General features: G+C 54.9%; 13 protein-coding genes. 6 read left to right on the forward strand and 7 right to left on the reverse strand.

The features are described from left to right. Positions 1-3: 3 nt before the first annotated feature. Entirely contained in the window at positions 4-318 is a 315-nt protein-coding gene (locus AX755_RS01340; RefSeq protein WP_013094822.1) for a PTS sugar transporter subunit IIB, read from the reverse strand. 293 nt (positions 319-611) lie between these two features. Between AX755_RS01340 and AX755_RS01345 the strand changes: the two genes are divergently transcribed. Beyond that, positions 612-1,562 carry a LacI family DNA-binding transcriptional regulator gene (locus tag AX755_RS01345; protein ID WP_013094823.1) on the forward strand — a complete coding sequence of 317 codons (951 nt, stop codon included), beginning with the start codon at positions 612-614 and terminating at the stop codon, positions 1,560-1,562. Between the two features lie 101 nt (positions 1,563-1,663). On the opposite strand, the gene AX755_RS01350 is transcribed toward AX755_RS01345, so the two are convergent. The 4 genes from AX755_RS01350 to AX755_RS01365 form a co-directional block, all read right to left on the reverse strand. Beyond that, positions 1,664-3,028, reverse strand: a complete 1,365-nt coding sequence (locus tag AX755_RS01350; protein WP_038418274.1) for an efflux transporter outer membrane subunit — start codon at positions 3,026-3,028, stop codon at positions 1,664-1,666. Beyond that, positions 3,028-6,138 (reverse strand): efflux RND transporter permease subunit, encoded by a 3,111-nt coding sequence (locus tag AX755_RS01355; RefSeq protein ID WP_029881863.1) that lies wholly within the window; start codon positions 6,136-6,138, stop codon positions 3,028-3,030. Before AX755_RS01355 ends, AX755_RS01350 begins: the two co-directional genes overlap by 1 nt. Beyond that, positions 6,138-7,259, reverse strand: a complete 1,122-nt coding sequence (locus AX755_RS01360) for an efflux RND transporter periplasmic adaptor subunit (protein WP_062856167.1) — start codon at positions 7,257-7,259, stop codon at positions 6,138-6,140. The genes AX755_RS01355 and AX755_RS01360 overlap by 1 nt, the downstream gene beginning before the upstream one ends. Before the next feature lie 148 nt (positions 7,260-7,407). Then, positions 7,408-7,977 carry a TetR/AcrR family transcriptional regulator gene (locus AX755_RS01365; RefSeq protein ID WP_013094828.1) on the reverse strand — a complete coding sequence of 190 codons (570 nt, stop codon included), beginning with the start codon at positions 7,975-7,977 and terminating at the stop codon, positions 7,408-7,410. Positions 7,978-8,164: 187 nt separating this feature from the next. Here AX755_RS01365 and AX755_RS01370 point away from each other — a divergent pair, with 187 nt between their 5' ends. The 4 genes from AX755_RS01370 to nlpA all read left to right on the forward strand — a co-directional run bounded on the left by AX755_RS01370 (position 8,165) and on the right by nlpA (position 10,315). Then, on the forward strand, positions 8,165-8,584 hold the full coding sequence (locus tag AX755_RS01370; protein WP_038418282.1) for a GNAT family N-acetyltransferase: 420 nt from the start codon (positions 8,165-8,167) through the stop codon (positions 8,582-8,584). A 127-nt stretch (positions 8,585-8,711) separates the two neighbouring features. Then, positions 8,712-8,972, forward strand: coding sequence for an antitoxin (locus AX755_RS01375; protein ID WP_020686447.1), 261 nt, complete (start codon positions 8,712-8,714; stop codon positions 8,970-8,972). A gap of 3 nt (positions 8,973-8,975) precedes the next feature. Continuing rightward, complete coding sequence (locus tag AX755_RS01380; RefSeq protein WP_020686448.1) at positions 8,976-9,374, forward strand: type II toxin-antitoxin system VapC family toxin; 399 nt, start codon at positions 8,976-8,978, stop codon at positions 9,372-9,374. Between the two features lie 140 nt (positions 9,375-9,514). Next, entirely contained in the window at positions 9,515-10,315 is an 801-nt protein-coding gene (nlpA, locus tag AX755_RS01385) for a lipoprotein NlpA (protein ID WP_062856168.1), read from the forward strand. Positions 10,316-10,327: 12 nt separating this feature from the next. On the opposite strand, the gene AX755_RS01390 is transcribed toward nlpA, so the two are convergent. Beyond that, entirely contained in the window at positions 10,328-11,008 is a 681-nt protein-coding gene (locus tag AX755_RS01390) for an EAL domain-containing protein (RefSeq protein WP_045901862.1), read from the reverse strand. A gap of 69 nt (positions 11,009-11,077) precedes the next feature. Further along, positions 11,078-11,689, reverse strand: a complete 612-nt coding sequence (locus AX755_RS01395; RefSeq protein WP_013094832.1) for a helix-turn-helix transcriptional regulator — start codon at positions 11,687-11,689, stop codon at positions 11,078-11,080. Positions 11,690-12,118: 429 nt separating this feature from the next. On the opposite strand from AX755_RS01395, the gene AX755_RS01400 reads away from it, so the two are divergent. After that, positions 12,119-12,784, forward strand: a complete 666-nt coding sequence (locus AX755_RS01400) for a LuxR C-terminal-related transcriptional regulator (protein ID WP_020686451.1) — start codon at positions 12,119-12,121, stop codon at positions 12,782-12,784. Positions 12,785-12,797: the final 13 nt, after the last annotated feature.

Here is a 12,797-nt window from a genome sequence, read left to right on the forward strand (position 1 = left end):
CTTTTAGTGTGCCGCTTCGATGAGCGACAGAGCATAGTCCAGTACTTTATCGCCACGCTGCATGCCGTAGTCCATCATATCGATGGGCTGGACCGGAATGCCTTTTGTGGCCGCCTTGTCTGAGAGTGTCTGTAACATGTATTTCACTTGCGGTCCGAGAAGCACCACCTGATATTGCGGAAACTGCGTATCAAATTCGGAAACGCCGTACGCATCAATTTTTACCGCCAAACCGCGTTCTTTCGCCACATCGACCATTTTGCTGACCAGCAGGCTGGTGGACATCCCGGCAGAGCAGCAGAGCATAATCTTGAACATCGACAACCATCCTCAAAATGTAAATAGATATTGCGGTAATGATTGGATATCAGATGGAAACCGGTTTCCATTTATAAAAGACAGAAGTGTGACAACCATCAAGATCCCTTATATATGAGGCTAATTAACCCGATGTGCGTCACAGAATTTGGCTGTTTTGACATCATTTTGAGTGGAAACGGAAAATCGGTTTCCATGGAAAACGGAAACGGATATACTCCTTACTGGCTATAATGTGAGCCGTAGCGGTAATGGAATTTGCAGGCGCGAGGTAAGCCTGTCAGGGGAAAAAGATGTCGACAATCAATGATGTATCACGTCTTGCCGGGGTGTCGAAAGCCACGGTATCGCGAGTGTTGAGTGGGTCGCGTGGCGTAAAGGAAGCCAGCCGTCAGGCCGTTCTGAAAGCGGTAGATGAACTGAACTACCGGCCCAATGTGATTGCGCAGTCGCTGCTGAGCCAGTCGACGGGGTGTATCGGGGTGATTTGCGCGCAGGAGAATATTAACCAGACGACCGGTTATCTGTACGCGCTGGAAAAACAGCTCAGCCAGCATCAAAAACACCTGCTGCTGCGCTTCGCCCATAGTAAAGCGGACGTGCTGCACGCCCTGGAAGAGCTCTCCTGTGGGCTTTGCGATGACATTCTGGTGATTGGCGCGCGTTTTCCACTGGATATCGACATGGATAACGTCATCCTGGTTGACTGTATGGGCTCAGAAAATCCCAACAGCATCCAGTTCGATCACGCCTTCGCCGCCGAAACCGCCTGTAACTACCTTACCAGCCAGGGACGCCGCCAGATTGCCCTGATCCATCCGCACGGTAGCGGCTTTGCCGATCAGGTGCTGCTGGGCTACAAACATGCGCTGGAAAAAAATTTCCTGCCCTTCAACCGCAACCTCGTGTTTATGGATGCGACCTCCTCGTCCGTGGCGCTGCAGGAGCTGCTGAATAACGCCAGCACGCTGAATTTCAACGCATTACTGGTTGCGGACGAGCAGGAAGCGCAGCGGGTGATCCCGCAGTTGCAGGCGTTTAATAAATCGGTGCCGGAGGACATCATGGTCTTCAGCCTTGCCGGATCGCTGCATCTGCCAGGCATTCCGGTGATCCCGGCCATTGAGTATTCCATGGATGCCATGGCGGCACGCATCGTGAGCTGGTTGACGGAAAAAACACAGATGCTCGGGTCGTACGTGCTGCGCGGGGATTTGATCATTCCGGATGTGCGTAAGCGTTAAAAATGTTGTGCAGGCCGGGTAAGGCGCAGCCGCCACCCGGCGAGAAGCACGTTTCCAGCCCTCAATAATCCTCCATACAATCCACTCGCCGCATATCCGCTTTATTCAATCCCACCCCCCAGCGACTGCCACAGGGTGATGCGGTTTTCCAGGTCGGTTTGCTGCAGCGATATCAGTGATTCCTGCGCCGACCACAGCGACCGCTGCGCGGTCAGTACCGTCAGATAATCCCCGGCACCTGCCTGATAGCTGCGGGTCGCCACATCCAGCGTTTTTTGCTCGGCCGCAACGTATTCACGCTGGGCATCAAGCTGCTCGCTGAGCGTTTCACGGCGTGCCAGCGCATCGGCCACGTCTTTAAACGCGCTCTGGATGGTTTTCTCGTAGGTGGCGATCAATCCCTTCTTCTCCGCTTCCGCGTAGCGCAGCTGGGCCAGATTGTTGCCGCCGCTGAACAGCGGCAGGGTGATGGACGGTGCGAATGACCACACCTTCATCCCGTGGCTGAAGAGGGACGAAAGCGAATCGCTGCCGACGCCCGCACTGGCGGTCAGTGAAATAGTGGGGAAGAAGTTGGCGCGCGCGGCACCGATATTGGCGTTGGCACTCAGCAGGTTGTGCTCCGCCTCCTTAATATCCGGGCGACGCAACAGCGCGCTGGAACTGACACCCGCCGGGATCAGCGTGATGGCGTTATCGCTCAGGCTCTCCAGCGTACCCGGCAGCAGAGTGTCCGGCACCGTGTCACCCGCCAGCAGATTAAGGGCGTTTTTGTCCTGCATTACCTGCGTTTGATAGCTCGCCACGCTGGCTCGCGCCTGCTGGTAAACCGCCATCGCCTCGCTGACGTCCGTAGCCGCCGCCACGCCGACCTGCTGCTGACGCTTCACTATCCTGAGCGAGCTGGCGGCGCTCTCCATCGTCGATTTTGCCAGCGCCAGGTTGCTGTTATCGGCCGCCAGGGTCACCCAGGCGGTGGTCAGTTCGCTGACCATCGTCAGGCGCGTGTTCTGCGCGGTAAATTCACTGGCAAGCCAGGTTTCACGTGCTGCACGCGACAGGCTCTGGTTGCGGCCAAACAGATCCAGCTCGAAGCTGGAGACCGTGCCGTTGGCCTCATCGCTGGTCGCGACACCGCTTGCCAGCGTGCGGCTGCGGGTGTGGCTCAGCTCCGCGTCCACCGTCGGGAACAGGGACGATCGCGTTTCGCCGTACTGGGCGCGCGCGGCGTCAATATCGGCAATCGCTTTTTGCAGGTCGCGGTTGCTGTTGAGCGCCATCGTCACTACGCCTTTCAGGCGCGCATCGTTCATCACCTGTTGCCACTGACTCACCACGGCGGTGGCTTCGCCGTGCGCACCCGGCAACGTCGCCGGGACGGGCGCAGCCGGGCGCTGATACGTGGGATCTAAAGAGACGCAGCCCGCGCTCATCAGCGCTAACACGAAAACAGATAAACGAAACATTATGACCTCCGGTTGCTGTGTTTACCGGAGAACAGACGTTTCACCAGTACAAAGAATAACGGAACGAAGAAGATCGCCAGCAGCGTGGCGGCCAGCGTCCCACCAATAATGCCGGTACCGATCGCCACCCGGCTGTTGGCCCCTGCACCGGTAGCAATCGCCAGCGGCGTCACGCCTGCAATAAACGCCAGCGAGGTCATGATGATGGGGCGCAGACGCGTCTGGGCAGCACGCAGCGCCGCACGTGTCAGGGAGTAGCCTTCGGCGACTTTCGCCTCGGCAAATTCAACAATCAGAATGGCGTTCTTCGACGACAGGCCGATGGTGGTCAGCAGTGCCACCTGGAAGTAGACATCATTGTTCAGGCCGCGCAGGGAGGCGGCAATCGCCGCGCCCAGCACCCCAAGCGGGATCACCAGGATGACGGAAATCGGTACCGACCAGCTCTCATACAGCGCCGCCAGACACAGGAACACCACCAGGATCGAGAGGGCATACAGGCTCATGGCCTGGCCGCTCGCCAGTTTTTCCTGTAAGGACAACCCGCTCCACGCCCAGGTGCTGCCGGACGGCAAATTATTCGCCAGCTGCTCCATTTTGCTCATCGCCGTACCGGAACTGGCGCCACTGGCGTTCTCGCCCTGAATTTCATACGCCGCCGATCCGTTGTAGCGCACCAGGCTTTCCGGGCCATACTCCCAGCGGGTGGTGGCAAAGGCGGAGAACGGGGTCATGGTGCTGTCGCTACCGCGTACATACCATTTGTTGAGATCGGACGGCACGGCGCGATAGTCGCTGTCGCCCTGGATATAGACCTTCTTCACGCGGCCGCGATCGATAAAATCATTCACGTAGGTGCCGCCCCATGCGCTGGAGAGGGTGTCGGTGACGTCGCTCAGGGAGAGCCCCAGCGACACGGCTTTATTGTTGTCGATATCCACCTGAAGCTGCGGCATCTGCGGCAGATCGTTGGCGCGCACCGCGTGCAGGGAGGCATCCTGATTCGCCTCGCCAATCAGCTGGTTACGCAGCTTGAGCAGCGTGTCGCGGTCGGTGCCGCCGCTCGCCATCAGCTCAAAGGTAAAGCCGTTGCTCTGGCCCAGGCCGTCCACCGCCGGTGGCGTCATGGCAAAGATGGTCGCATCGCGGATGGTGCTCAGCTCCTGCGTGGCGCGCAGGGCAATGGCCTGAGCGGTGTTTTCATCCCCCTTACGTTCGGACCAGTTTTTCAGGGAGACAAACGCCATCCCGGCGTTCTGGCCGCTGCCGCTAAAGCTGAAGCCCTCAATGGTGAAGATAACGTTGGTGTTGGCTTTCTCTTTGGTGAGGAACCACTCGCGCACCTGGCGGCTGACTTCGGCGGTGCGTGTCGATGTTGCGCCGGCTGGCAGGGTGTACTGCACCATGATTTCGCCCTGGTCTTCCGTCGGCAGGAAGCTGCCCGGCAGTTTCAGCATCGCGAACCCCATCGCGCCGCAGAGCAGGGCGTAGATGACCAGCATGCCGCCGGAACGGCGCAGGGCGCGCAGCACCTTGTTCTGATAGCCATGCTCGGTCTTGCTGTAGAAGCGGTTAAACGCGCCGAAAAAGCCCTTCTTATGTGGGGCGGTGTGGCTCAGAATCGAGCCGCACAGCGCAGGCGTCAGGGTTAATGCCACCACCACGGAAAGGAGCATCGCCGAGATAATGGTGACCGAGAACTGACGGTAAATCACCCCGGTGGAGCCGCCAAAGAAGGCCATCGGCAGGAACACCGCAGAGAGCACCAGCGCAATCGCTACCAGCGCACCGGAAATTTCGCCCATCGATTTTTCCGTGGCTTCCCGGGCGGGCAGCCCTTCGTCGCGCATAATACGTTCGACGTTTTCCACCACCACGATGGCATCATCCACCAGCAGCCCTATCGCCAGTACCATCGCAAACAGGGTCAGGGTGTTGATGGAGTAGCCGAACAGCGCCAGTACGCCAAAGGTGCCCAGCAGAACCACCGGAACGGCCAGCGCCGGGATCAGCGTGGCGCGGATGTTTTGCAGGAACAGGTACATCACCACAACCACGAGGATAATGGCTTCGAACAGAGTCTGAATGACATCCTCAACGGAGATTTTGATGAACTCGGTGCTGTCTTTCGGGTAGGCCACGTCGTAGCCTTCCGGCATCGACTTTTTGAACTCGGCGATTTTCTCTTTCACCGCCGTGGCGGTATTGAGCGCGTTAGCGCCCGGTGAAAGCATCACCGCCATCCCCGCGGCCGGGTGGCCGTTCAGCTTCGCGGTGGAGGTGTAATCTTCGCTACCCATCTCCACGCGCGCAACGTCGCTGATGTGTACCACCGCGCCGTTAGACTGGCTCTTGACGATGATATTTTTAAACTGATCCACCGTCTGCAGACGCGACTGGGCGCGCACGGTCGCGGTCAGCTGCTGGGCGTTCGACGAGGGCAGCGCGCCGATTTTACCGGCGGAAACCTGCACGTTCTGCGCTTCAATCGCACTTTGCACATCTGAAGGCATCAGCGAGTAGGACGCCAGCTTCGCCGGGTCGAGCCAGATACGCATCGCGTATTCCGCACCAAACACCTGCAGACTCCCGACGCCATCCACACGCGCCAGCGGATCCTGCATATTACTGACCAGCCAGTCGGCGATATCCGAGCTGCTGGCGGTGTCGGTTTTGTCGTACACCCCCATGATCAGCAGGAAGTTGCTCTGCGATTTCTCGACGGTGATCCCGGACTGCTGTACTTCAGTCGGCAGGCGTGATTCCGCCTGCTGGACTTTGTTCTGCACCTGGACCTGCGCGGTGTCCGGGTCGGTCCCCTGTTCAAAGGTGACGGTAATGCTCACCGAGCCGTCCGAACTGCTGGTGGAGGTGAAGTAGAGCAGGTTATCCAGCCCGGTGAGCTGCTGCTCGATCACCTGCGTCACGCTGTTTTCCAGCGTCTGCGCGGAGGCACCGGTGTAGGTGGCGGAGATCTTGATCGACGGCGGGGCGACGTCCGGGTACTGCGCAACCGGCAGCGTGCGGATCGCCAGTATCCCGGCGAGCATGATGAGGATGGCGATCACCCAGGCAAAGACCGGGCGACGCACGAAGAAACGGGAAAACATCAGGCATTTCCTCCGTTGGATTTCATCTCTTCGGCCTTCACCTGTTGGCCGGCGGTGACTTTGTCGGTGCCTTCCACAATCAGCCTGTCGCCCGCCTTCAGACCGCTCAGCACCAGCCATTTATCGCCGTAGGTGTCACCCGTTTCCAGCTGACGTTGCTCCACCTTGTTGCTGGCGTTCACCACCAGCGCGGTGGCTTTGCCTTTGGCATCGCGGGTAATGCCCTGCTGAGGGGCCAGGATCGCGTCATTCATGATGCCCTCGTCCACTCTGGCGCGGACAAACATCCCCGGCAAAAGCTGATGCTGTGGGTTCGGGAAGACGGCGCGCAGGGTGACCGATCCGGTCGATTCATCCACCGCCACTTCGGTCAGCGCCAGACGACCCTTTTCGCTGTAGGTGCTGCCGTCTTCTAGCTGCAACGTGACGCTGAGCGTATCGCTGTTCGAGGCGAGGGTTTGTTTGCGTAATCGCAGCAGATCGGCACTCGAACGCGTTAAATCGACATACATGGTGTCCAGCCCGCGAATGGTGGCCAGCGCGGTGTCCTGCTGAGCGGTCACCAGCGCGCCGGGCGTGACGGAGGAGATGCCGATGCGTCCGGCAATCGGCGCGGTGACGGTAGTCCAGTTGAGGTTAATGCGCGCGCTCTCCTGCGCGGCTTTCTTTGACTCGACGCTGGCCTTGTCCTGCGCGCAGGTGGATTTCGCGTCTTCCGCATCCTGGCGCGACACGCCGTCGTCTTTCACCAGCTGCGCATAGCGCCGGGCTTTCTGGCAGTCGGCCTGCACCAGCGCTTGCGCCTGTTTCAGCGCCGCGGCGGCTTCATCAAACGCGGCGCGGTAGCTGGAGGGATCGATCTGATACAGCGCTTGTCCGGCTTTCACGGTATCGCCTTCGGTGAACAGCCGCTTCTGAATAATGCCGCCCACCTGTGGGCGAACTTCGGCGCTCATTGCGGCGGTGGTACGCCCGGTCAGTTCACTGACGACGGACACCGGCTGGCTCATGAGTGTGACAATCCCCACTTCCGGAAGAGGACGTTGGGGAGCAGATGTTTGCGCATTATCACACCCTGTCAGGAGGAGTAATGCGGCGATGGAGGTTGTTATCTTTTTCATCATCTTTTTCCAGGGTGAACGATGCCCGCCCTGTTAATGGCTTAACAAGGAGGAGGGCGTTTTAAAGGCACAGCGATACCGTATCTCTGGCAGAACCAGAAATGGTAAACCGGGAAATTACCTGTTCCCGTTAATTATTCACATGCGATTACTTCGCAGTGAAAAGCATATTTAAAATATTCTGATAAATCGGCTCTAATTGTTCTGACGGCACGTTTAAAGGCGTAAGCCGACGGTAAATTGTGCCTTCGATCATCACGGCGGTAATCTCCACGCAGCAGCGAATATGTTCATCACTTAAATGAGGAAACTGCTTTTTCAGGTGCGCACAGGCGTTGCTAAACATACGGGCCTCGGCTGCGGTTAACATGGCGGCCACCTGCGGATTACGCGTCGCCTCGGCGGACATTTCGAGCATCAGCGCATCGTCGTCTTCGTTAATCGTCTGACGCCAGGCGAGCGCCTGCGGCATGCCTTCCACCACCGTTTTGTCCTGCATTCCCTCGATACGGGAATCGATAATACGGCGGATCATCTCTTCAATAATCGCATCTTTGTTACTGAAATAACGGTAAATTTGCCCGACGCTGAGTTTCGCCTCGCTGGCGATTTGCGACATACTGGCCGCATGAAATCCACTGGCGCGAAAGCAGCGGCGCGCGGCGGTGATGATCTCGTCCTGACGTTGTTTCTGCCGTTCTTCCAGTTTTGTGCTCATCGTCGATTACCGGGTAAAAAGTGAGAATGATCGTTCTCATTATACGTTTTGGGTGCGTATTGGAAAGGCTTTTTTTATTTACATATTGAATGAATATTTCAGGATTTAAAAAATGGAGGAAATAAGGAGTTTTTATGAAGGTTAACCTGTGAGATATTCAGATTGCGTGGAAAATAAGGAGAAAAATATGCACCTGAGCATAACAGAAAAAGTCACACCCGAAGAAAAAGAAGAGTTATTTGTGGGATTAAGAGCTTACAACGCCCAGTTTTTAGATATGACGAACTTTAGTGGTGATATTGGCGTTTACATGCGAGACGAAAAGGGCGTCATGCTGGGTGGATTAATCGGCGTGCGAAAAGGTGAATGGCTGAATATTGATTATCTCTGGGTGAGCGATACCGTGCGGGGAACCGGCGTGGGCAGCCAGCTTATCAAAACGGCGGAAGAAGAAGCCAGACGTAAAGGCTGTACACATGCCCTGGTCGACACGGTCAGCTTCCAGGCGCGTCCGTTTTATGAAAAACAGGGGTACCAGCTGCAGATGTCTTTGCAGGATTACCCGTACCCAGGCATGCAGCGTCATTATCTGACGAAAGCGCTTTAGGCCCGGTTCTGCATTAGTCATTCCGCTATTTATTGCGAGTCGCTTTCTGAAATTGACGCGTCTCGCTTGCCTCCCTTGAGGGCGATGGCACATGCTTCGGCCTGGTCATTCAACCAGGGAGATAGCAATGAAACGTACAGCAAAACTCTTCAAAAAGGGGCGACGTCAGGCAGTGATGTTGCCTGCTGACTTCATGTTTGATACGGAGAGTGTTTACATCCGACGAGATGAGGAAGGGAACGTCATCTTGACTGCGAGATCGGAAAAGGAGCGTCACAGAGATAATTTTTTACGTTTACTGAAGCAGACTGATGTTCCTGATTCTTTCCTGAGTAAAGAGGAACGCAATCAGAGCTATACAACAAGAGATCCATTTGAAGGGTTCTAGAAAATGCTGCATATGTTGGATACAAACATAGTAAGCCACCTCGTCAGGCAACATCCCGGGGTGATAAAGCACTATTCTCGCACCCCAATAGAAAAAATGTGTATTTCAAGCGTGACGGAGGCTGAACTGCTTTATGGAATAGCCAAAAAGCAAAGTGACAGATTACAAAAAACAATACTTGAGTTCCTTAAAACCATCACTATTTGCGACTGGGACAGTGAAGCCGCAGCAACGTACGGTGAACTCCGCGCAGAAATGGAGAAGAGAGGGAGAGTGATGGGCGATCTCGATCAACTGATCGCTGCGCATGCTCTTAGTCGGGGTACAACAATAGTGACCAACGATCATGCATTCAGAATGGTGCAGGCGCTTGCCGTTGAGGACTGGACAACAGCGTCGTGATCGCCGATGCTTGGTGGCGCAGCGTCACCCGGCAATAGACCGCATATAACCTATCCTTCTTATTGATTCCTTTTCGGTTTTTATTTCACCGCCTCGTTGCCGATATAGTCACTGAAACGTTCATCAAAAGGATAGGTCTTGTGAAACTTCGATTGGGTGCTCTGGTTCTCGCGGGTCTGCTGCTGGCAGGATGCGATCAAAGTGGCAGCGATGCCAAACACATTAAAGTCGGCGTAATCAACGGCGCGGAGCAGGATGTGGCTGAAGTCGCTAAAAAAGTGGCAAAAGAGAAATACGGTCTGGATGTGGAGCTGGTCGGGTTTAGCGGTTCGCTGCTGCCCAACGATGCCACCAACCAGGGAGAACTGGATGCTAACGTCTTCCAGCATCGTCCGTTCCTTGCAGAAGATAACAAGGCGCATAACTACAAACTGGTTGCCGTAGCGAATACCTTCGTCTTCCCGATGGCCGGTTATTCCCGCAAAATCAAATCCGTGTCTGACCTGAAAGACGGGGCGACCGTTGCCATCCCTAATGACCCCACCAACCTCGGTCGCGCGCTGCTCCTGCTGCAAAAAGAGAAACTGATTACCCTGAAACCGGACGTGGGCCTGCTGCCAACCGCGCTGGATATCACCGCTAACCCGAAAAAACTGAACATTATGGAGCTGGAAGGGGCGCAACTGCCGCGCGTGCTGGATGACCCGAAAGTGGATGTTGCCATCATCAGCACCACCTATATCCAGCAAACCGGGCTTTCCCCGGTGCATGACAGCGTCTTTATCGAAGATAAAAACTCGCCGTACGTGAACATCGTGGTGACGCGCGAAGACAATAAAGACGCAGAGAACGTAAAGGAATTTATCCAGTCCTATCAGTCACCGGAGGTAGCGAAGGCGGCGGAGACCATTTTTAACGGCGGAGCGGTGCCGGGCTGGTAATGCCCACGGAATTTACACCGTCACGCTGGCGTCTATCCGGCTTTCCGGCCAGAGGAAACCCTGGCCAAACCGTGCTCCTGAGGCGCAGGCTCGCTGTAAGTCCTGCGCGGTTTCAATGCCTTCGACGACAACAGCCCGGGCAATCTTCTCTCTGACGAAGTGAACCAGTGCGTCAAAGCGGGCGGGAGAGCTCAGCTCTGAGCGGTCCAGTTTGATGCCATCTACCGGCAGAGCAAGACGCGCATAGTCGTCTGCCAGTTCCTGAGTCAGATCATCCAGCCAGATTTTCCAGCCCGCCGCCTTAAGCTGAAGCAGGGCGTGATGGATGCCGCGTTGCTCTGCGGCACTCATGCGGGTCACGGTTAACGGATCCTGAATTTCTATCGTTAAGCGCTGCTGGTGACGTAGCGCAAGCAACAGGTCGATGGCTTTGGCATCAAGCAGCTGGTCTGCCGGGAGATTAAGCCAGTACTGGCCTTTGTCCGGCATCTGCAGCAGCGTATTGGCCTGCCAGAAAAAAATTTGCAGCGCGCTACGGGTGGGCAGTGAAGCGAAGAGTGCGTCAAGATTCACGTTGTGGATCTCCACCAGAACCTCATGCGCCACCGCCTGGCCGGAATGCAAATCGACTAAAGGCTGAAACCGCAATCCGGTGATGGCATGCAGCAGGGGAGAGGGAAGCACGGTGTACATGACAAGACCTGCAGAAAAAAAGGTTCCCGCGGACACGGGAACAAAGGCAAACGACACACGGTCGGGAAGTTAATTCAGGATCCAGCGAATGCTCTGATAGAACGAGGGGCCCCGCACGGCCTTCAGCTTATTCATGGCATTGTTTTTGTAGAAATAAACCAGCCTGACGTTGCAGCCGAGCTGACGGGCAATTTGCTTGGTTTTCAGGTTACATGAGTAACCTCGCAGCACGCTCGCTTCCTCGTTGGAGAGCCTTGCAGGGCGCTGCCGCGTCGTAATGCTCACGTTGTAATGGTTTAACGCTTTTGGCGTCTGGCTCATCAGGATTTGCCACATCGCCTTGATATCCCCCAGCGACACGCGCTTATTGATGACCCCATCCACATGCTTAAATTTCAGAAAACCGACGGATAACGAATAGATATAGATCCTCGCCGCTGGCTGTTTTTCTTTAATGCGCAGAATATCTTCATTGGGCGTAATCATAAAACTGCCGATATTCAGTGGATCATAAATGACGATGTCCCAGGTTCGTTCGCTGAGGAGAAAATCTTCAATATTGCTGAACCCATGGAAAATAACATCCCGATGCGCGTCAGGTTCACGGTTGCCAAGATATTGCAGGCCAATCATTGTGAACTCACAACTATCAATAACGGCCACATGTATTGTTTCTTTCATGGTCATTCTCCTTTAGTTGGGCACCCGGTCCGTGTAAGAGAAACAGTACCCATGCCTTTGTCGCGAGACATGGCATAAAATGTATGCCAGGAGAATGTATTGCGTAAAGCCAATCCCTTTTATTATCGAAAGATAAAATTCAAAAAATATTTTAAGGTGAGATCTAATATTTTTAATCTTCTTATAATATTAGAGATAGATTTTTATCCTGAGAAATGGCGTTTGTTAAGGTTTGATATGGATAACACGCTATTTTTATGGGGTTTTTAGGCGGGGTTTTAGCACGTTTTGGGTGTTGATTCGCCACTTGTATTGCGTCGCCAGGAATTTTAGCCACCCGGGCGTTAAAATCCTGGTGGGAATAAGTTGTGAGCATGGGCTTATTACACTACTATCAGTCTCCTTTTATCGTGTTAATAATGAAATAATATGATTTTTTCTGAATTCACTCTCAGGATTATTGTGTTTTATCGGGTCAATATTCTGCAGGAGATGATAAGCGATGCACTGCGTAAATTACTGCCTGAATATTCTCTGCAAATATCAATAGTGGAATCAACAGAACAGCTCTTTGATGCCATTAGCGACGGTCAGGTCGATATTGTTATGGCCGAGTTCAGTTATCTGTTTAACCATAAATCGTGGAGCGTACAGACCAGTAACCGGCTTAATATGTTATGTCATACGCACCACGTTAAGCGTGTACTTTTTGTGCCTGAATTACAGTACGGATTATTAAAAAGGGTGCTGGAGATGAAATACGAGCTGACCCTTTCCCTGCAGGACGAGCCCGGCGAGCTGAAAAGAGAATTACAGGCGCTGCTCAGAGCAGAAGAGGCCAGGCCGCGTGTCTCATCGTATCTGAAGGGAATGATGCGCGCTGGCGCGCGCTCGCGTTCGGTGCTTTCCGCCCGGGAGTGGGAGGTGCTGCATCTTCTGGTGGAAGGCTACACCGTGACCGAAATTGCCCAGCTGCGAAGCCGCTCGGCCAGTACCATCGCCACCCAAAAGCACAATGCGATGAAAAAACTCAACCTCACCAACCACAGCGAACTCATCAAATACCTGCAGATGGCGGGCCGGATCGGGAGTTAAGCGTCGATTCGCC

This window comes from Enterobacter sp. SENG-6, from assembly GCF_001605945.1.
GTDB lineage: Bacteria > Pseudomonadota > Gammaproteobacteria > Enterobacterales > Enterobacteriaceae > Enterobacter > Enterobacter cloacae.

Coding starts and splice junctions, on each gene's coding strand:
- AX755_RS01340 (WP_013094822.1), bottom strand. CDS start 318: ATGTTCAAGATTATGCTCTGCTGCTCTGCCGGGATGTCCACCAGCCTG.
- AX755_RS01345 (WP_013094823.1), top strand. CDS start 612: ATGTCGACAATCAATGATGTATCACGTCTTGCCGGGGTGTCGAAAGCC.
- AX755_RS01350 (WP_038418274.1), bottom strand. CDS start 3,028: ATGTTTCGTTTATCTGTTTTCGTGTTAGCGCTGATGAGCGCGGGCTGC.
- AX755_RS01355 (WP_029881863.1), bottom strand. CDS start 6,138: ATGTTTTCCCGTTTCTTCGTGCGTCGCCCGGTCTTTGCCTGGGTGATC.
- AX755_RS01360 (WP_062856167.1), bottom strand. CDS start 7,259: ATGAAAAAGATAACAACCTCCATCGCCGCATTACTCCTCCTGACAGGG.
- AX755_RS01365 (WP_013094828.1), bottom strand. CDS start 7,977: ATGAGCACAAAACTGGAAGAACGGCAGAAACAACGTCAGGACGAGATC.
- AX755_RS01370 (WP_038418282.1), top strand. CDS start 8,165: ATGCACCTGAGCATAACAGAAAAAGTCACACCCGAAGAAAAAGAAGAG.
- AX755_RS01375 (WP_020686447.1), top strand. CDS start 8,712: ATGAAACGTACAGCAAAACTCTTCAAAAAGGGGCGACGTCAGGCAGTG.
- AX755_RS01380 (WP_020686448.1), top strand. CDS start 8,976: ATGCTGCATATGTTGGATACAAACATAGTAAGCCACCTCGTCAGGCAA.
- AX755_RS01390 (WP_045901862.1), bottom strand. CDS start 11,008: ATGTACACCGTGCTTCCCTCTCCCCTGCTGCATGCCATCACCGGATTG.
- AX755_RS01395 (WP_013094832.1), bottom strand. CDS start 11,689: ATGAAAGAAACAATACATGTGGCCGTTATTGATAGTTGTGAGTTCACA.
- AX755_RS01400 (WP_020686451.1), top strand. CDS start 12,119: ATGATTTTTTCTGAATTCACTCTCAGGATTATTGTGTTTTATCGGGTC.